At 54.3% G+C, this 19,143-nt stretch carries 13 protein-coding genes; 5 read left to right on the top strand and 8 right to left on the bottom strand.

Annotated features, from left to right (window positions below):
• Positions 1 to 104: 104 nt before the first annotated feature.
• The 6 genes from yidC to HU175_RS15385 form a co-directional block, all read right to left on the bottom strand.
• Complete coding sequence (yidC, locus tag HU175_RS15410) at positions 105 to 1,955, bottom strand: membrane protein insertase YidC (protein ID WP_176567438.1); 1,851 nt, start codon at positions 1,953 to 1,955, stop codon at positions 105 to 107.
• Positions 1,956 to 2,041: 86 nt separating this feature from the next.
• Complete coding sequence (locus HU175_RS15405; protein WP_176567437.1) at positions 2,042 to 3,748, bottom strand: CTP synthase; 1,707 nt, start codon at positions 3,746 to 3,748, stop codon at positions 2,042 to 2,044.
• 409 nt (positions 3,749 to 4,157) lie between these two features.
• The gene (locus HU175_RS15400) at positions 4,158 to 4,559 is read right to left on the bottom strand and encodes a GlcG/HbpS family heme-binding protein (RefSeq protein WP_176567436.1); all 402 of its coding nucleotides are present in this window, start codon (positions 4,557 to 4,559) and stop codon (positions 4,158 to 4,160) included.
• Between the two features lie 175 nt (positions 4,560 to 4,734).
• On the bottom strand, positions 4,735 to 5,379 hold the full coding sequence (locus tag HU175_RS15395; protein WP_176567435.1) for a gluconate 2-dehydrogenase subunit 3 family protein: 645 nt from the start codon (positions 5,377 to 5,379) through the stop codon (positions 4,735 to 4,737).
• Positions 5,380 to 5,381: 2 nt separating this feature from the next.
• On the bottom strand, positions 5,382 to 7,127 hold the full coding sequence (locus HU175_RS15390; protein WP_176567434.1) for a GMC family oxidoreductase: 1,746 nt from the start codon (positions 7,125 to 7,127) through the stop codon (positions 5,382 to 5,384).
• Between the two features lie 133 nt (positions 7,128 to 7,260).
• Positions 7,261 to 9,117 (bottom strand): M61 family metallopeptidase, encoded by a 1,857-nt coding sequence (locus HU175_RS15385; RefSeq protein ID WP_176567433.1) that lies wholly within the window; start codon positions 9,115 to 9,117, stop codon positions 7,261 to 7,263.
• 108 nt (positions 9,118 to 9,225) lie between these two features.
• On the opposite strand from HU175_RS15385, the gene HU175_RS15380 reads away from it, so the two are divergent.
• The 5 genes from HU175_RS15380 (at position 9,226) to HU175_RS25030 (ending at position 15,861) form a co-directional block, all read left to right on the top strand.
• Entirely contained in the window at positions 9,226 to 12,300 is a 3,075-nt protein-coding gene (locus HU175_RS15380; RefSeq protein WP_176567432.1) for a tetratricopeptide repeat protein, read from the top strand.
• Positions 12,301 to 12,347: 47 nt separating this feature from the next.
• Positions 12,348 to 14,033, top strand: a complete 1,686-nt coding sequence (locus HU175_RS15375; protein WP_176567431.1) for a TonB-dependent receptor — start codon at positions 12,348 to 12,350, stop codon at positions 14,031 to 14,033.
• A gap of 18 nt (positions 14,034 to 14,051) precedes the next feature.
• Positions 14,052 to 15,176: an SPOR domain-containing protein gene (locus HU175_RS15370; protein ID WP_176567430.1), complete on the top strand. Its 1,125-nt coding sequence runs from the start codon at positions 14,052 to 14,054 to the stop codon at positions 15,174 to 15,176.
• A gap of 117 nt (positions 15,177 to 15,293) precedes the next feature.
• Positions 15,294 to 15,578 (top strand): DUF1801 domain-containing protein, encoded by a 285-nt coding sequence (locus tag HU175_RS25035; protein WP_317167742.1) that lies wholly within the window; start codon positions 15,294 to 15,296, stop codon positions 15,576 to 15,578.
• A complete protein-coding gene (locus HU175_RS25030; protein ID WP_317167741.1) occupies positions 15,508 to 15,861 on the top strand; it encodes a YdeI/OmpD-associated family protein in 354 nt (117 codons plus the stop codon). The genes HU175_RS25035 and HU175_RS25030 overlap by 71 nt, the downstream gene beginning before the upstream one ends.
• Before the next feature lie 117 nt (positions 15,862 to 15,978).
• Here the strand turns inward: HU175_RS25030 and HU175_RS15360 are convergent, their stop codons facing one another.
• Entirely contained in the window at positions 15,979 to 16,842 is an 864-nt protein-coding gene (locus HU175_RS15360; protein ID WP_176567429.1) for an RNA polymerase sigma factor RpoD/SigA, read from the bottom strand.
• A gap of 75 nt (positions 16,843 to 16,917) precedes the next feature.
• Complete coding sequence (gene pnp / locus HU175_RS15355; protein ID WP_176567428.1) at positions 16,918 to 19,044, bottom strand: polyribonucleotide nucleotidyltransferase; 2,127 nt, start codon at positions 19,042 to 19,044, stop codon at positions 16,918 to 16,920.
• Positions 19,045 to 19,143: the final 99 nt, after the last annotated feature.

The following is a 19,143-nucleotide window of genomic DNA, read 5'->3' as shown; positions in this document are numbered from 1 at the left end:
GATTTTGTGTGCAATGAATACACAAAAGCAACGCACCGGCGTTGCTTTTGTTTGTAAACAAATGGGGGATGCCCGCAGAAGCGTCATCACGCCGGTACGGTCGTTTATTTTTTCGGTCTGGCTTTCCGCTGCGCTTCTTCGGCCTGTTTCCGGGCTTCGTCGGCGGCCGCCAGCTGGCGTTGCAGCAGGGCCTGGAAACCGCCCGGCTTTTTGCCTTCACCTTTTGCATTCTTGGCCCGGTTTTCGTCCAGAATCGCGCGAATCTTGCCCTCATCCACGAACCGACGGATCAGCTGTTGCTGGGTGATGGTCACGATGTTCGACACAAAATAGTAGAACGTCAGACCGGCGGGGTACGAGTTCAGTACGAACATGAACATCAGCGGGAACACGTAGCTCATCGCTTTCATGTTCACGGGACCGGGCTGCGTAGGCGTCGTCTGGTTGTTATAATAGGCATACGCAATCGACGACGCCGTCATCAGCACCGTGAACAAACTCAGGTGGCTGCCGATGAACGGAATCGTGGGGAACGTAATGAAGGCATCGTAGGTCGACAGGTCACCGGCCCACAGGAACGCTTTCTGCCGCAGTTCGATCAGGTTCGGGAACAACATGAACAGCGAGAACAGGATCGGCATGGTTGCCAGCACCGGAATACAGCCACTCAGCGGACTTACGCCCACCTCCTGGTACAGCTTCATCTGCTCCGACTGCTGCTTGGCCATGTCGTCGCCCACGCGCTCCTTGATCTCGTTAATCTCGGGGGCCAGCACCCGCATTTTCGCCATACTGACGTACGAACGGTACGTTAACGGAGTCAACAGCAGCTTCACGAACACCACCAGCGCAATAATCAGCAGGCCGTAGTTCGAGATAAACTTCTCCAGGAAGCTGAACACCGGTACGAAGAAATATTTGTTAATCGGCTTCAGGATCGAATAGCCCAGGTACACGTTCTGGTCGAACTCCGGTGCTACGTCGCCCAGCAGCTGAAAATCGTTGGGACCGTAGTAAAACTTGTACTGTCCTTTGCCGGATTGCACATCGGCAATCGGCAGACTCACGTCGGCAATGGCAGTTTTTACGATGCTGTCGCCGGGGTTGACCAACGCTTTAAACGTAGCCTTTTGCAGGGGGGTATTCTGGGCCACAAAAGCCGACAGGAAATACTTGTGCTTGATGGCAAACCACTGCACCGGCTCCTCCAGCGTTGCTTCTTCGCTGGCGTCGCTTTCCTTCAGTTTGTCGAAGTTCTCGTCTTCCGTCAGGTAATCGATGGTAGCCGCCCGGCGGTTGTTCATGAAGTCATTCTCATACTGCTTCATCTTATCTTCCCAGAAGAAGCGGATATTCTGACCAGCTACCGTATTGTTCAAGCCGTTCATTTTCAGGTCGTAGCCCAGTACGTACCCTTCAGCGGGCATGGTGTATACCTGCTCCACGGCGTTGCCGCACCCCGTCGTTGCCCGGAAGCTAATCTGCTTGGGTTGTCCGCCAACGGGGCCGCTTTGGGCGTCTGTCTGGTAGTACAACTGGTGAAGATCAACTTTACCCTGGCGGGTGGGCAGTTCCAGTACAGTCCGGCTGCTTTCCTTGTCGATCAGCACGAGTGGTTTCTGATCGAATGTCTTGTAGTTTTTCAGGACAACTTCCTTCACGCGGCCACCCAGGGTGCTGAAGGTCACTTTCATGTCGTTGTTCTCCAGGACAATCTCCTGCTCCTGGCCCGTGGCGGCCGACGCAAAGTCACCGAACTGGGCGCGGGCAGCCGCGGAGTCCAGCGGTTGTTCAGCTTTATCAATCGCAGCAGCCGCGCTAGATGCGGACTTTGGTTTACTCGTCTGGGTTTGCTGCGCCGGTTTCTTTTCCGGTGCAGGTTTTGGCACCAGGTACTGGTAGCCGACCAGCATTGCCAGAATCAGGACAATGCCGATAATTTGATTACGATCCATTCTATAAGTTTGAAAGTCAACCCCGTCCGGCCAGTCTGGCCGGACGGGGTCACTTGTGTCGCGCAAAAATACGCCAATCCGGGCGGTTAATCAACCACGTCCGCGGTTTCTACATGAGTGGTCAGCGTGCTGGCATCAGCGGACGAAACCGGCGCTTCCTGCTTTTGCCGGTGATACGCCAGCCCCGCTTTGACGAACTGCACGAACAGCGGATGGGGATTCATCACCGTACTTTTCAGCTCGGGGTGGAACTGAACGCCCACGAACCAGGGGTGACTGGCTACCTCAACGATCTCGACCAGACCGGTTTCGGGGTTGATTCCCGTAGCGCGCATGCCCGCCTTGGCAAACGACTCCAGGTAGTCGTTGTTGAACTCGTAGCGGTGCCGGTGCCGCTCGCTGATCTGCGTTTTACCGTAGATCTGGTAGGCCCGCGAGTCTTTTTCGATCTTGCAGGGATACGCGCCCAGCCGCATCGTGCCGCCCATGTCGGTCACTTTTTTCTGCTCCTCCATCATATTGATGACGGGCGCGTCGGTATGCGGATCCATTTCGGTCGAGTGGGCGTTCTCGATCCCCAGTACGTTCCGGGCGTATTCGATGACCGACATCTGCATGCCCAGGCAGATACCCAGGAATGGAATGTTATTCTCCCGCACGAAACGAACGGCGTTGATCTTGCCATCGATACCGCGCTCGCCGAAGCCAGGGGCAACCAGCACACCGTCCAGGTCACGCAGGGTTTCGGCGCAGTGGTGTTCGTCGACCAGCGTTTCGGACTGAATCCACTCCAGCTTTACTTTACACTCGTTCTGCGCCCCGGCGTGAACAAATGATTCAGCAATGGATTTGTAGGCATCATGCAGTTCGACGTACTTCCCGACCAGCCCGATCCGTACGGTTTCGCCGGGATTTCGCAGCCGCCCCAGAAAGTTTTTCCAGGCGTCCAGCTCAGCGTCCTTGTCGTTGTACATGCCCAGCATGTACAGCGCCCGCTGGTCGAGCCGCTCCTTCTGCATCAGCAGGGGAACGTCGTAAATTGTATCGGCGTCGATGGCTTCAACCACTGAGCTGACCTGTACGTTGCAGAACAGGGCAATCTTCCGCCGGATATCCTGCGGCAGCGGGTGCTCCGTCCGGCAGACAATGATGTCGGGCTGTACCCCGTTTTCCAGCAGCATCCGGACCGAGTGCTGCGTGGGTTTAGTTTTCAGCTCGCCCGCTGACTGCAGATACGGTACCAAAGTCAGGTGCACAACGAGCGTATCCCGTTCGCCCAGTTCGAACTTCAGCTGGCGCACGGCCTCCACGAAAGGCAACGACTCGATGTCGCCCACGCAGCCGCCAATTTCGGTGATGACGATGTCGTACTCACCCGTATCACCCAGCAATCGGATGTTCCGTTTGATCTCATCGGTGATGTGCGGTACGACCTGTACGGTTTTTCCCAGAAAATCGCCCCGGCGTTCGCGGGTGATGACGTTGTTGTAAATACGGCCCGTGGTGATGTTGTTGGCCTGTGAAGTGGGGCGATTCAGAAAGCGCTCGTAGTGCCCCAGATCCAGGTCCGTTTCCGCTCCGTCGTCGGTAACGTAGCATTCGCCGTGTTCGTACGGATTAAGCGTACCAGGGTCGATGTTGATGTACGGATCGAATTTCTGGATCGTTACCGTAAGCCCCCGAGATTGAAGAAGTGTCGCTAATGATGAGGCAATGATGCCTTTACCAAGTGATGAAGTTACCCCGCCCGTAACAAAAATATATTTCGCGGATTTTGGTCCCGTAGCCGCCATGATGCAAACCTGTTTTGGTCGTTACGGGGCATAAAAGTACGCAAAATTCGGGGGTATCGTATGGTATTTCTGGTTAAATGTTCCCCCATTCCTCCTTGACATGAGTCAGTAGGCTGATTACCGGTGTTTTACCCAGCTTTGTTTTTCTGATCAGCTATAAAGAGCGAGTGGGCAAGCGCACGAATACAGGGAGATCTTTTCCGAACAGGAGCCTTCCTGGCATCGCGATCGTCTAATAAGTGGCCGCGGTTATTGTTGCTTTGCTTCATGGCTATCCGAACGAAGCCATGACCCTGGCGTTATTTTGTATCTGGCAACAGGGTAACTGATCCAAACAGTCTCACACACAAGGCAATAAGAAAGCCCTCGGCTGTGCAGTCGAAGGCTTTTTTATTACTAGTCTATGGAATTAGACGATAGCGTCGACGCCCGCCTGGGCAACAGTATGGTCGTTGTCAACGGTACTCCCCGACACGCCAATGGCCCCAATGATCTCCCCCTGTGCATTTTTGATCGGAATTCCACCCGGAAACGTAATCAGGCCACCGTTGGCGTGTTCTATGTTGTAGAGTGAGCCACCGGGCTGCGAAAGTTTGCCTAGTTCACCGCTGGGCATGTCGAAATAGCGGGCGGTACGGGCTTTTCGCATGGCGATGTCGACAGAACCCAGCCAGGCACCATCCATGCGCACAAAAGCGGTTAGGTTAGCGCCAGCATCAACCACGGCAATGTTCATCAGCGTACCGATCTCGCTGGCTTTTTGTTTAGCAGCCTCTACAGCCTGCTGGGCTTGAGCAAGGGTAATATTCATAAATTCTGGATTAGGGTTCGTAATACTAACCAGCGGTAATTCACTAAGGTTTTCAACCAATCCTATCAATATTATCTTCCAGTTACCTCCAGTTACCTCAAACGCCGGTTTAGCCACTAACGGCCGAGGCCCCGCTCATCGAACGGGGCCTCGGCCGTTAGTGGAAAAGTTTTACTTAACCTTTGTAATCGTATCCTTTCAGTTCGCGCTCTTCGTAGGCCAGCCCGTACTGTTTCAGTACGTCATCGGGCACACCGTCCCACTGGTTAGGCACGTTACCCACGTAGCCGAGGTCCTTAACCCCCATCTGGCTGCTGTAAAAGCCCGACGCCGTCAGGTTACGCATCAGCGAGAAGAAGGCTGCCCCCTGCGTCATGTCGGGTTTCGCCAGTTTCGGGTACGCAATCTGGTCCACCAGTTCGATCTGCTGCGCTTTTGTGCATTCAACAAATGGTTTACCGTACCGTTTGGTGCAGGTGTTGTCCAGCCAGCGGATGCCGCCCCGCATGGGGGTCTGGTTCTGCGGCATGTCTTTCATGATAAACTCGATGAAAGCGGGGACCCCGGCCTGCGACGCACTACCCGACCGCTCATCGGCCGGGATGATAATGTCCGACAGTACGGTTACGGTCTGCAGTTCGTGGGGCGTAAAAAATTTCTGCGCGTTCAGTTTGGCATCCCGCTCGGCCTCAAACTTCTGCCGGCCACCCGGTATGACCAGGGGTTTTTCGGGGGGCGCTGGAATAGCGGCTTCGACGGGCGTGACGGCCAGGCCAAAACCGGTCAGCGATAACGCTTTTAAGGAATCTCTGCGTTTCATGGTCAGATATTTTTCTTTTTCACCTCGTCAATCAGATACTCCGACGTACGCATGGATGACGCCAGGATCGTCCACGTTACGTTTTTGTCCCCCTGCGATGGGAACGCAGCCGCGTCCACCACGAACAGGTTCTTCACGTCGTGGGCCTGCTGGTACCCGTTCAGCGCCGAGTTCTTCGGATCTTTACCCATGCGGGCCGTTCCGACCTCGTGGATGATTTTGCCGGGTGCTTCCAGTCCGTAGTTGTTTTCCGGACCGGGTTTCTTACCCAGTGCAATCCCGCCCATCGAGTGAATAATTTCCTCGAACGTATCCTGCATGTGCTTGGCCTGCTTCACTTCGTAATCCGACCATTTGTAATTGAAGCGGAGTACCGGAATACCGTATTTGTCCACAACGTTCGGGTCGATTTCGCAGTAGTTGCTTTCGAGGGGGACGGGTTCACCGCGCCCGGCCATCCCAACGTACGCGCCGTAGAACCGGCGGTAATCGTCTTTCAGACCGGCTCCGTAGCCACCGCCGGCTTTGTTTTTTCCATCGCGGCCCGGAATCATTTCGTTCATGCCTTCAATGCCCCAGCCAAAGCCGTAAGCCGGCATGCCCATGCCGCCCCAGTATTCGATGTGGTAGCCCCGCGGGAAATCCAGTTTCTTGTTATCCAGCCACCAGGGGGTAAAGACGTGCATCCCGCCTACGCCATCTTCGTTGTAGCGTTTGCGGTCCATCAAGGCCGGAATGAAGGCCGACCGGGATGCGCCCGTGGAGTCATTGATGTATTTACCGACCACGTTGCTCGAGTTGGCCAGGCCCGTTGGGAAACGGCTCGACTTCGAGTTAAGCAGCAACCGCGCCGTTTCGCCCGCGCTGGCAGCCAGCACGACAACTTTGGCTTTTACGGTTACTTCCTGCAGGGTCTGGGTGTTGACGTAGCTTACGCCGGTCGCCAGGCCCGTGTTCGGATCGGTCAGGACTTCGCGTACCATCGCGCCGTTCACCAGCGTTACGTTACCCGTTTTCAGGGCTGGTTTAACGAGTACCGACGACGACGAGAAATCGGCATAGGCCTGGCAGGCCCGGCCGCACTGGCTGCAGTAGAAACACTGGCCGCGCTCCTCATTGATGGGTTTGGTTAGGATCGACAGCCGCGACGGAATGACCGGAATACCGATGCTGCGGGCTCCTTTCCGGATCATCAGCTCGTGCAGACGGGGCTTCGGCGGGGGCAGGAAGATGCCATCGGGCTCGGACGGCATGTTCTCAACAGAGCCGAATACGCCGATCAGGCGGTCAACGCGGTCGTAGAAAGGTTTCAGATCATCGTAGCCGATCGGCCAGTCCTCGCCAACGCCCGTCATACTTTTCCGGCGGAAATCGTCGGGGGCGAAGCGGAGCGAAATCCGGCCCCAGTGGTTAGTCCGGCCACCCAGCATCCGCGACCGGAACCAGTGGAATTCAGTGCCTTTCGCGGTTGTGTAGGGTTCCCCTTCAATGTCCCAGCCCCCCCAGGCCGCATCGAAATCACCGAACGGACGGGTTGTGCTGGCACCACGACGGGGTGACTCCCAGGGCCATTTCAGCTGAGTAATGTACTTCGGATCGGCAGGGTCAAAATAACCACCAGCTTCCAGCAGGGCTACTTTGGCCCCGGCTTTCGCGAGGGTGTAAGCGGCCATGCCGCCCCCGGCACCAGAACCAACGACGATGACATCGTATACGGTCGGGGCTTTTTGAATCTGAAACGGGTCCATGTAAAAAGGGTATGTTTAAACGTACGCAAAACAGGCTAAATATAGCCAGAATTGTTCTATTACCGGGAAATCACGATCACACAACCGATTTGTTCCGATATTCTTTTATACTAAATCATTCACCGCTGACCGGTTAATTGATGTACAACCACTTCTTGTACAGTGCTTTTTGCTCGGCGGTCTGATTCGGAAGCGGTGCCAGCCGGTAACTCGCCAGCGGATTTGTCGTCAGCGTAACCGGCAGCCGGCGCAGAAAGCCGCCCCGGTTCACCAATACATTCAGCGTTTCGCCCACCCGGCGACCGCTGATCAGCCGCAGCAGATCGTCGCCCACCCGCACGCTATCGATGGAAATAATCTCATCGCCTACGTTCAGCCCGTCGGTGTAGGCAGCAGAACCGCGACGCACACCCGTTACGTACACCTTCCCGTTCGTTACCGTCGTGGCGGTGCCCAGATAGCCATCCTGCGTTTTGGCTGCCCGGTTCTGCAGTTGCAGACCCACTGGGGCAAAGTACCGGTTGTAATCAATCGGGTCGGCGGAGTTGACGGCGATGGAAAAGAAATCGTTCAGCGGCTGACCGGCTATCTGCTCGGCCGCCTGCCGGAACTCCTCGTCCGTAAAGCCACGCTTCTGTTTTTTATAGTACTCGGTGTATAGATACCGCATCAGGTCGTCCATACTCCTTTCTCCGGCACTTCCCGACAGAATCGCCAGATTTAATAAAGTCCCGAGTACGCTTCCTTTACTGTAGTACGAGATCGTTGTGTTGGCTGAATTCTCGTTGGGGCGGTACTCCTTGATCCAGGCATCCCAGCTCGATTCAGCGGCCGACTGCACATGGCTGCCCGGCTGGTTTTCAACCCGGGTAATATCCAGTGCAATAATATCCTGGTAGGCTTCGGGGGTATGGTAACCGGCCCGGCGCAGGATATAATCTTCGTAAAACGACGTACACCCCTCCGATAGCCAGAGCATGTGGGTGTAGTTCTCGTTCTCGTAGTCAAACGGACCGAGCGCGATGGGCCGGATGCGTTTGACGTTCCAGAGGTGAAAATACTCGTGCGCCACCAGCGTCAGGAAGCCTTTGTAGTTGGCTTCGGTGGCGTAGGCAAAGCGGTTCGTTTCGAGGGTTGTGGAGTTGAGGTGTTCCAGACCGCCCCCCCCCTGTGGGATGTGGTGCACAATAAAGGTGTAGTCCTGACAGGGATGCTCGCCAACGACACTGGCGGCCGTTTCGCAGACCCGTTTGTAGTCAGCCGCCAGCCGCTTTTCGTCGTACTCCACCTCACCGAACATGGCCACTGTGTGCGGTACGTTGCTGGCCGTGAACGAGAACGTTTTATGATTACCGATCTCAATCGGTGAATCCACCAGCCGATCGTAGTCCGGCGCTTCGTACGTATAGGCTGCACCAGACACCGGTTTCAGACCGGTTGCCACGTTCTTCCAGGTAGTGTACGGTTGCACGACAACCCGGTGTGGCTGGCTTTTGAGCGCGTCATGAAACATAAACATGCTGGCCGGAGTAACGTAGCCGTGATCCGCATCCACGAAGCTCGTCCGCACGGTGAGTTCGTTGGCGTACACCCGGTAGCGAATGGTCAGGTCGTCGTCATTACTGAACACCCGCCAGGCATTCTTGCGAATTTTTTCGCTCCGCACGGGTTTGCCACTGGCAGTTGCCGAAAAGCCTTCTACGTTCTTCGCGTATTCCCGGATCAGGTAAGACCCCGGTGTCCAGACGGGCATCTTGATATCGACGTAACCGTTCTTCCGCGCTCCCGTTGCTACGGCCGTGTTTTTCAGCTGCATGGTCACCTCAAAGTAATGCGTTTGGGGTTCAGGCATGGCCAGCGTGTAAGTAATGCTGGCGGCTGGCGCGACCGGATTCGGGTCTTCCGCAGCGCGTGGCCGGGCAGCTAAAGAAAGGGAGGCAAAAAATGTCCAGACAGTAAGTAAATAAAGCAGCCGGGCGTTTTTTTTCATACGGAAACAAGGAATACGTCGTTTTTTGTCCAGATTTGACCTGAACTTTGGCAATCCGTCGGCGAAGCTACGACGCATTCCAAGCATTCACAACCGTTGATTTTGTTTATGCCCCATTCCCAAACCCGGTTGGATCATAGCCGGCCAGTCGGTTTCTCATATGCCCGGTTGGTTTCTACGCTGATCCTTGGGCTGTTTACGACGCTGGCGGCTTCGGCCCAGCGCACCCTGAGTTATGCCGAACCCGATTATCATTATCGCAACGGCCTGGAGCTATTTGAAAAAAACAATTATGCAGCTGCCCGTTACGAGTTTCGGCAGTACCTGGAGCCTCTGCGCGGCAATGGCTCCCGCACACTGCTGAATACCAACAATCAGAACGTGGTGGAGGCCGAGTACTACGTTGCGCTCACGAGCCTGTACGTTGACGAACCCGGCGCGGAACTGCTTGTCGACCGGTTTGTCAAGAACCACAGCGAGCACCCGAAATCCAGCCAGCTCTACGGTGACCTGGGGACGTATTATTTCAACCGGCAGGATTACGCCAAAGCCACGGGGTTTCTGGAGAAAGCCATCGCGCAGGGCGGCAGCAATGCCCAGCAGACAGCCAATAAATACAAACTGGCGCTGTCGTATTACAATACCCAGGATTTTCAACGGGCGCTTCCGCTGCTCAACGAGGTGAAGAACGATGCCAGTTCACCCGACGCACCGGCGGCTTCCTACTACGCGGGGGCCATTAATTTCCAAAACCGCAACTTCAACGAAGCGGTCACCGATTTCCGTAAGGTCGAGAAGAATCCACTCTACCAGGATCAGGTTCCTAACTGGATCGCGCAGGCCCTCTATCGCCAGCGTCGGTTCGACGACCTGCTGGCTTATACCGAGCCCTTGCTCCGGCGCTCCAACGCAGCCAACCTGAACGACGTAGCTCTGTTCACTGCCGAGGTTTACTACCAGCAGAATCAGTTCGCGAAGGCTATCCCCTACTACAAACGCTACGTAACAGCCGCAGGAGCCCGCACGCCGGGAGCGGTACGTTTCCGCTACGGGCAGTCGCTGTTCCGGACCAATGCGTACCAGGAGGCCATCACGCAGCTCAAAACGCTGTCGGGCGGCAAGGACACGACAGCTCAGTACGCAGCCTATACGTTGGGGATTAGTTACTTACAGACGCAAAATCCAACGTTCGCGCTATCGTCTTTCGATCAGGCAGGTCGACTGGCGTATAACCGCCAGATTCAGGAAGAAGCCCGGTTCAACCACGCCAAGCTGCAGCTGGACCAGAATAACGGGGCTGATGCGGTAAAAGAACTGACGGCTTTTCTTAAGGATTATCCCGGTAGTACGTTCGAAAACGAAGCTAACGAGCTTATCAGCGAAGCGTATTTTGCCTCGAACAATTACCCGGCGGCCATTGCCTACATCGAAGGGCTGAAACGGCGGACGCCCAAGATCAACGGTACGTACCAACGACTGACCTACAACCAGGGCGTGAGCGATTTCAACGCCGAACGATACCCGCAGGCGGTAGCCAACCTGGACAAATCACTGAAGTTTCCGGTTGACAAAGACCTGCAGCAGGGTGCTCAGTTCTGGAAAGCCGAAGCTTATTCGGCGGGTCGCCAGTACGATACGGCTATCCCCCTCTACACCACGGTTAGTCAGGGGGGCAGCGAGTACGCTATCCGCAGTTTATACGCCCTGGGATACGCGTACTACAACAAAAAAGAGTACGCCCGGGCGCTCCCCTACTTCCGCGATTTCGTAGCCCGCGGTAAAAGCGCCGACGGTGCCGACATGGCCGCTCAGGTGCAGGATGCCACCATTCGACTGGCCGATTGCTATTTTGCGGGTAAGCAGTACGAAAACGCGATGCGTTCCTATGACCAGGCCATCGCCCAGAACGCGCCGGACAAAGATTATGCGGCCTACCAGAAAGCCGTCATTCTGAGCTACGTAGGCCGCGATTCGGAGGCCAAGGCCCAGTTTGATCAGGTGCAGCGGCAATTCCCCAATTCCCGCTTCGTGGATGAATCGCTCCTGCAAACGGCGAACGTAGATTTCGAAAAAGGATCGTACCAGGCCGCCATTCAGGGCTTCACGAAGCTGATTCGCGACAAACCACGGAGCACGCTGGTGCCAGCCGCCCTGCTCAAACGTGCCATTGCCTACGGAAACCTGCAGCAGTACGACAACGCCATTGGCGACTACCGGAAAATCCTGGCTGATTACGGCGACTCCGAACAGGCGCAGAGTGCGCTGCTGGGCATTCAGAATACCCTCAGCGACGCTGGTCGCCCCGAAGAGTTCTCGCAGGTGCTGGGACAATACAAGAAGAATAACCCAACCAGCACCGACGTCGAGCGCGTTCAGTTCGACAACGCAAAGAACATTTATTTCAGCGAAAAATACGACCAGGCGGTTCAGTCGCTACAATCCTTTATTCAGGACTATCCGGCCAGTCCGAACCTGAACGAAGCCCGGTTCTACCTGGCGGAAGCGTACCGGCAGACCAACGATCCGGCCAGTGCTATCCGGTACTATAACCAGATTGTTTCGAGCAACCAGACGGAGTTTCTGGTGCGGGCGGCCACGCGGGCGGCAGAGCTGGAATCCAGCCAGAAAAACTACAGCCAGGCCATCCGGAACTACCGGGCGATCCTGAACCGGGCGCAGAATCGGGCCGATCAGGTGACAGCACAACTGGGCCTGATGGATACCTATTTCGTGTACCCCAAGCTGGATTCATCGCTGACGATCGCCCGCGAACTGGCAGCAGGGGGTAGCGTCGTTGCGGGGGCTCAGAATCGGGCGCAATTGATGCTGGGCAAAATAGCGTTTGCGCGTAATGACTACAAAACGGCTAAAACCGAGTTCGACAGGACGATCGCACTGGCCAAGGACGTAAACGGCGCCGAAGCCCAGTACTACCTCGGCGACATCCTGTTCCGGCAGAAAAAGTACAAGGAATCGGTGGCTACGCTGCTGAAATTCAACGAGAATTTTGCCGAGTTCGAATACTGGAAAGGCAAAGCGTTCCTGCTGGTGGCGGATAATAACATCGCTCAGGACGAACTGGCCCAGGCCAAAGCCGTGCTTAATTCCATCATCGAAAACTCATCGGATCAGACCATCATTGCCGAAGCCAAACAAAAACTGACGGGACTGGAGGGCAAATAAAAGGCCCTCTGCTCCTGGTTGTTTGGTTTCAGTTAGTATCCATGTCTATGCATCATCCCAATCGTTCCTGTCTCCTGCTGTCTTCTTTGCTGCTGTCGACAACGCTGTTTGCGCAGCAGCGCCCTACGCGCCCTACCAAGGAAGGCGAAGTAGAGACGCAGGAAATTACCATCGAGAAAAGCCGCAAAATTGAACTCCCGCCCGCTAACCGAATCTTTAACCGAATCCCGTCGGTGAAGCCATCAGCGGAGCAGCGTAAAATGACGTACGAGTTCGAAGACCGCAAACTGACCGTCGGCGACCCGCGTATTACACCGGGTGTCTTGGCTCCATCGGCTACGCAGGCAGAAGAAAACCCCGCCTACACTAATTACGTCAAACTCGGCGCGGGCAATTACAGCTCGTTTCTGGGGGAAGGATTCGTGGGTATCGATAATGGCTCTAACCTGTCGCTCGAAGCCTCGGCCCAGCACCTGTCGTCAGCCATTGGCCCGGTCGACGGGCGTAACTCCGGTCAGAGCGACACCCGCGCCCGCGTAACGGGTAAGTACCTGACGGATGCATTCAAGCTACAGGCCGACCTGGGTTTCGACCGGAATGCCTATGGGTTCTATGGCTACAGCCGGGCGTTTGCAGGTAATGAAGGCGTTTCCCGAGACGCGATTCGGCAACGCCTGAATATAGTAAATTTCAAAGTTGGTATCGAGAACGTCAACGCCGAAAACGCCATTGATTACTCGCTGCAGACGGGGATTACAAACCTGCGTGATTTGTATAATGCCGGGGAGCTTGACTGGGGTACCAACTTCAATGCCTCGCTGGGCATCAGCGATAATTTTTTCGCGTTGGTAGCGGCCGATGCATACGTAACCCAGCGTACCGATGGTCCCATCGTAGACAATCGTAATTTGTTCCGGGTTAAACCGACGTTCAAATACACCTCCTCTCTGTTCACCATCACGGCGGGTATCAACGCCGTTAATCAGACCGATCAACGGCAGAACATCAATAACACCCGGGCGTTCCCGGTGGTCGATATTGACGTGGTGCCAGCGGGCAACATTCACTTTTTCGCAGGTCTGGACGGCGATATTAATCGGAATACACTCCGGTCATTCCTCGGTGAGAACAAATGGCTAGCTCCTCAGGTACTGTTGGTTAACACTGTTAAGTCTCTGGATATTTATGGGGGCTCGAAGGGCGCACTGGGTGGTGGCTTCTCATACGAAGGTAAAGTATCGTTTGCCCGGTACCGGAATTTCTCAACGTTCAACAACACCCTCCCCGACACCAGTAAATTCTTTGTGCTTTACGACGGTGGCCTCGCTCAGCTGCTGACTGTTTCGGGACAGCTCAGCTACGCCCAGAAAGATAAATTTCGCTCAACACTGAAAGGTGATTTTTTCCGCTACGGTCTCGACCGGCTCGAAGAAGCCTGGGGTCGTCCCCGTTTTGCGGGTTCCTGGACCAATTCCTACACGCTGAACAAGAAATTATTCATCACCGCCGATTTGTACTTTTTGGAGGGAATTAAAAACAAGAACCTGGTAACGAACACCGTCTACACGCTGAAACCCATTTACGACCTTAACGTAAAAATTGACTATTTCCTGGGTAAACAGGTGGCGGCTTTTGTTTCGTTGAATAATATCATTGGCCAGAACTACCAGCGTTATTTGTATTATCCAACCCAAGGGCTTAACTTTCTGGGAGGAATTAGCTACTCGTTCTAATTACTGTCCCGGCACTCGATGGCATCTATAAACGAATATCTCAAAAAGCTTCTCTATCAGTATGACTGCGTAGTCGTTTCTGAACTGGGCGCTTTCCTGACGCATTATCAGCCAGCTACCTTTATCGAGGCCAGCGGAACGTACCTGCCGCCCCGCAAACGGGTTGCCTTTAACGAAGCGCTGCGGCTCGACGACGGCATTCTGGCGAATTATATCATGCTGCACGAGCCACTGACCCGTGAGGGGGCTCAGCGCCACATCGGCCGGTTTGTAGAGGAACTACGCCAGCAGATTCAGGCACAGGGTCATTTTGACCTGGACGGTATCGGCACATTTACCTACAATGAAGAAACCCGGCTTCAATTCGAGCCCAGTTTGCGGCACAACTTCTTCGGCGATGCCTACGGCATGACCGCTCTGAACGCCCAGTCACTGGTGCCTCAGGCTATTGAGCCCCAACTGGTTGAAACGACTCCAACAGTAGCACTTGGTCCTGTTCGTTCGCTAGCGAATGAACCCGTGTTTATGCCTCTACCCGCATCTCGCTCGTACTGGCGGTATGCCGCGGCTGTTCTATTGATCGGCTCCCTTGGGCTGGTTAGTTATTTCTCCGTTATAAAACCCGGGCAGCCGTTACAAAGCAGCCTCGATCCGGCCAACCTGTTCCGGATGCCCGCAGCCTGGATTGCCAGTTCTACGGAGACAGCAACGCCCGTCCAGCCTGTGGTCACTACGCCCACTAACGCAGTCGTTGTCAAAGACACGCCGTCACCTGTAGTGGAATCAACTCCAGCGGTAGTAGAACCAGTAGCGACAGTAACACCTGAGCCAGCCCCAACCCTTGCTGAACAACCTACTGTAACCTCAGTCGCTCAACCAACCAATCGTCCAGAGGTAGCCGTTCGCACGGTTCCTCATTTCACCGTGATTGCAGGCAGCTTTGCCAGTAAAGCAAATGCGCAACGGCTAAAGCGTAAACTGCGCAAAGCGGGTTACGACGACGCGTTTGTTATTATTCCTACGCAGAAAGGCCAGCTCTACAAAGTAGCTGCCAGTGGTTCGGCCGACCGAGATGTCGTCATTGCCGACCTCGAAACAATCAGCGATCTCACCGGTACCCGTGCCTGGATTTATACGAACTAACTGAAGTCTCTTTCAGAGTTACGGTTTATTAATTACACAATACCCGATCACATTGATCGGGTATTGTTTTTTGCAGTCATTTGAGCGTATCATTTTAGTTCAATCAAGACAAAATACATGAATCCCAAGGCTGATTTTCATTTCGATAAGGACCAGAAGTGGCAGCAAGAGCTGTCGAAATTGAGAACGATCCTGCTCGACTGTCAGCTAACCGAAGAGTTGAAATGGGGCGTTCCCTGCTACACATATCGAAAAAGCAATGTAGTGTTGGTCCACGTTTTCAAGGAATACTGCGCATTACTGTTTATCAAAGGCGCGCTGTTGCAGTATTTTGATTCAGCAAACAGAGAATGTGCAGGCGGGGCGTCAGATTCGGTTTACCAATATACAACAGATAGTTGATTTGCAGACAACTCTCAAAGCCTACATTTTTGAAGCGATCGAAGTCGAAAAAGCCGGGCTGAAAGTTGAGCGTAGACAAACTACGGATTATGCCGTCCCTGACGAATTCCAGCATCGATTACATACGATCCCGAGACTGAGAGCAGCGTTTGAGGCATTGACGCCGGGTCGGCAACGGGCCTATCTTCTTCATTTTTCGGCTCCTAAACAGGCTAAAACCCGGGAATCGAGAATTGAAAAATGTATGCCGCAAATTCTGGAGGGGAAGGGATTGAATGATTGAGGTTAGAGCCTTCCCTCTCCTAATCCACTTCCAGCAGACGTACCATTCTCTCTTTTTAGGCATAAAAAAAAGCCCTCGCTTACGCAAAGGGCCTTTTTCACAAACAGGATCGTTTATTTATCCTAGGTACGTTTTCAACGCTTTCGACCGGGAGGTGTGCCGCAGGCGACGAATGGCCTTCTCTTTAATCTGACGAACGCGCTCGCGGGTCAGATTGAATTTCTCACCAATCTCTTCCAGGGTCATCGCGTGTTCGCCGTTGAGACCAAAATATAGCATGATCACGTCAGCTTCCCGCTGGGTAAGCGTTGATAACGCACGCTGTACCTCTTTGCGGAGTGAATCATTAATCAGACCAGAATCGGGTTTGTCCTCACCGTCGTTCTCGAGTACATCCAGCAGACTGTTTTCTTCACCCTGTACGAATGGAGCGTCCATCGATACGTGCCGACCCGAAATTTTCAGTGTGTCAACCACTTCAGCAGCCGAGATTTCGAGCACGGCGGCCAGTTCTTCAGGTGAAGGCTCCCGTTCAAACTTCTGTTCGAGATCGGAGAACGTTTTCGATATTTTGTTGAGCGAGCCAACCCGGTTCAGGGGCAGACGAACAATCCGCGACTGCTCGGCCAGTGCCTGCAGAATCGACTGACGAATCCACCACACGGCATACGAAATAAATTTAAATCCGCGGGTTTCGTCGAAGCGTTGAGCGGCTTTGATCAGACCCAGGTTACCTTCGTTAATCAGATCACCCAGTGAAAGCCCCTGGTTCTGATATTGTTTAGCTACCGACACCACGAAACGAAGGTTTGCCTTGGTCAGTCGCTCCAGCGAGAGTTGGTCCCCCTCCCGGATTTTCTGCGCCAGCGTCACCTCTTCGTCGGGCGTAAGCAGATCCACCTTACCAATTTCCTGCAAGTACTTGTCCAGGGACTGGCTCTCGCGGTTGGTAATTTGTTTTGAAATTTTTAGCTGTCTCATAATACGTTTACACCGGTGGCGTGACTTAATAACGCCTTCTTTAGACGTTGTATTACGCGTTTAGGTAACAATTGACTAGGCGGTTTTGTTCTCTGGTTTCGGCAGCAGAACCTTACGGGATAAACGGTATTTTCCGGTCTTTTTATCGACATCAATCAGCTTAACCGTCACTTCTTCGCCAACCTGTAAAACGCCTTCCATCGACTCGAGCCGCTCCCATTTAATTTCCGAAATGTGCAGCAGTCCGTCTTTGCCCGGCATGAATTCAACGAAGGCACCGAACGGCTGAATGGTCTTCACTTTACCAACGTAGGTCTCTCCTACTTCCGGTACAGCAACGATACCCTTCACGCGCGACACGGCTTTGTCCATGCTTGTTTTGTTGGTCGCAAAAATGCTCACCCAACCCGCGTTGTCGTGCTCATCAATGTTGACGATCGCACCCGAGTCTTTCTGTATGTCCTGAACGACTTTACCGCCGGGTCCGATAACAGCACCGATCTGGTTCGTATCGATCTTGATCACAACGGCACGTGGTGCATGTGGTTTCAGATCGGAACGTACCTCGGCAATACCTTTCCGCATTTCACCCAGAATGTGCAGCCGACCCGCGCGTGCTTGTTCCAGCGCCTGCGCCAGTACTTCATACGACAGTCCGTCTACTTTCAGGTCCATCTGGCAGGCAACAATACCTTTCTCGGTACCCGTCACCTTAAAATCCATATCACCCAGGTGATCTTCGTCCCCCAGAATATCCGATAGAACAGCGTATTTCTCACCATCTGAGATCAGCCCCATGGCGATACCAGCTACGGGCGCCTTGATTTTCACCCCGGCGTCCATCAGCGCGATGGTACCCGCACAGACCGTAGCCATCGACGAGGATCCGTTCGATTCCAGAATGTCCGATACGATCCGGATCGTGTAAGGATTCTCCGTTTCCGGAGGAAGTACTTTCTTAATCGAGCGGTGAGCCAGGTTACCGTGACCAATCTCGCGACGGCCAGCCCCCCGGTTAGGTTTTACTTCACCGGTTGAAAAGCCAGGAAAGTTATAGTGCAACAGAAACTTGCTGAATCCCTGATACATCGCTTGGTCAACAATCTGCTCGTCGGTTTTTGTACCAAGCGTCACGGTTGTCAGCGACTGAGTTTCCCCCCGGGTGAACAGCGCCGATCCGTGGGGACCGGGCAGATAACCCGCTTCCGCCGAAATGGGCCGGATCTGATCGAGTGCCCGACCGTCCAGACGGGTACGCTCGTCGAGCACCAGCCGACGGGAAGCTTCCCATTCCAGATCGTGGAAATACGTTTTGATCAGCCCAACGTTCACGATGGCATCTTCGGGGAACGTAGCGAGGTATTCTTCGCGCACGGCCCGAAAGCCTTCGGCGCGGCCTTTCTTACTAGGGTTCTGCCGACGTGCTACTTCGTAGATTTTGTCATAGCAATACGCCCGAACAGCCGCCCGCAACTCTTCGTCGTGCGTTTCGTGGTTATATTCCCGCTTCACGGTTTTTCCCACGTTGGCTTCCAGTTCTTTCTGAGCCTGGCATTGTACTTTGATGGCTTCGTGAGCGGCCTTAAGCGCTTCCACGACTTCGGCTTCCGAACATTCGTCCATTTCGCCTTCCACCATACAGATATCTTTTTCGGTCGCAGCAACGATCAGGTCAATCGTGGCCCGTTCGATGTCGCTCGTTTTAGGATTGATGACGTACTGCCCATCGATCTTGGCAACCCGCACCTCCGAAATTGGCCCGTTAAAGGGGATATCCGACACAGCCAGTGCCGACGAGGCAGCCAGGGCAGCCAAGGCGTCTGGCTGAACTTCCGGATCGGCCGAGATCAGGGTAATCATCACCTGCGTGTCCGCATGGTAATTGTCGGGGAAGATAGGACGCAGCGCCCGGTCAACCAGGCGGCTGATCAGGATCTCGTGATCGCCCAGGCGACCCTCCCGGCGCTGGAAGCTGCCAGGAATACGGCCAGCCGACGCAAATTTCTCTTGATAATCAACGGATAGGGGTAGAAAATCTACGCCTTCTTTCGCGTCTTTACTGGAAACAACGGTGGCCAGCAGCATCGTATCGCCCAGGCGTACGGCCACCGCACCATCCGCCTGACGGGCTAGTTTTCCGGTTTCAATGGTAATTTCCCGCCCATCGGGCAGCGCAACAGATTGCGTGGTGATGTTAAACATAGATAACTTTTAAAATTCTCTTCTCTTACAGCGTTACAGCAAAAACAGCTTTACTTATTGGTATAACCCCAAAACAGGGCCTTCCAGTTCTGGAAACAG

This window comes from Spirosoma sp. KUDC1026, from assembly GCF_013375035.1.
GTDB lineage: Bacteria > Bacteroidota > Bacteroidia > Cytophagales > Spirosomataceae > Spirosoma.
The sequence above is the reverse complement of the archived record's forward strand: the minus strand, read 5'-3'. Positions and strand labels throughout refer to the sequence as shown.

Bases quoted from the DNA above. Each gene is read 5' to 3' on its own strand.
- HU175_RS15390 (WP_176567434.1), bottom strand. From the start codon at position 7,127: ATGGACCCGTTTCAGATTCAAAAAGCCCCGACCGTATACGATGTCATC.
- yidC (WP_176567438.1), bottom strand. From the start codon at position 1,955: ATGGATCGTAATCAAATTATCGGCATTGTCCTGATTCTGGCAATGCTG.
- HU175_RS15370 (WP_176567430.1), top strand. From the start codon at position 14,052: ATGGCATCTATAAACGAATATCTCAAAAAGCTTCTCTATCAGTATGAC.
- HU175_RS25035 (WP_317167742.1), top strand. From the start codon at position 15,294: ATGAATCCCAAGGCTGATTTTCATTTCGATAAGGACCAGAAGTGGCAG.
- HU175_RS15400 (WP_176567436.1), bottom strand. From the start codon at position 4,559: ATGAATATTACCCTTGCTCAAGCCCAGCAGGCTGTAGAGGCTGCTAAA.
- HU175_RS15395 (WP_176567435.1), bottom strand. From the start codon at position 5,379: ATGAAACGCAGAGATTCCTTAAAAGCGTTATCGCTGACCGGTTTTGGC.
- HU175_RS15405 (WP_176567437.1), bottom strand. From the start codon at position 3,748: ATGGCGGCTACGGGACCAAAATCCGCGAAATATATTTTTGTTACGGGC.
- HU175_RS15380 (WP_176567432.1), top strand. From the start codon at position 9,226: ATGCCCCATTCCCAAACCCGGTTGGATCATAGCCGGCCAGTCGGTTTC.
- pnp (WP_176567428.1), bottom strand. From the start codon at position 19,044: ATGTTTAACATCACCACGCAATCTGTTGCGCTGCCCGATGGGCGGGAA.
- HU175_RS15375 (WP_176567431.1), top strand. From the start codon at position 12,348: ATGCATCATCCCAATCGTTCCTGTCTCCTGCTGTCTTCTTTGCTGCTG.
- HU175_RS15360 (WP_176567429.1), bottom strand. From the start codon at position 16,842: ATGAGACAGCTAAAAATTTCAAAACAAATTACCAACCGCGAGAGCCAG.
- HU175_RS15385 (WP_176567433.1), bottom strand. From the start codon at position 9,117: ATGAAAAAAAACGCCCGGCTGCTTTATTTACTTACTGTCTGGACATTT.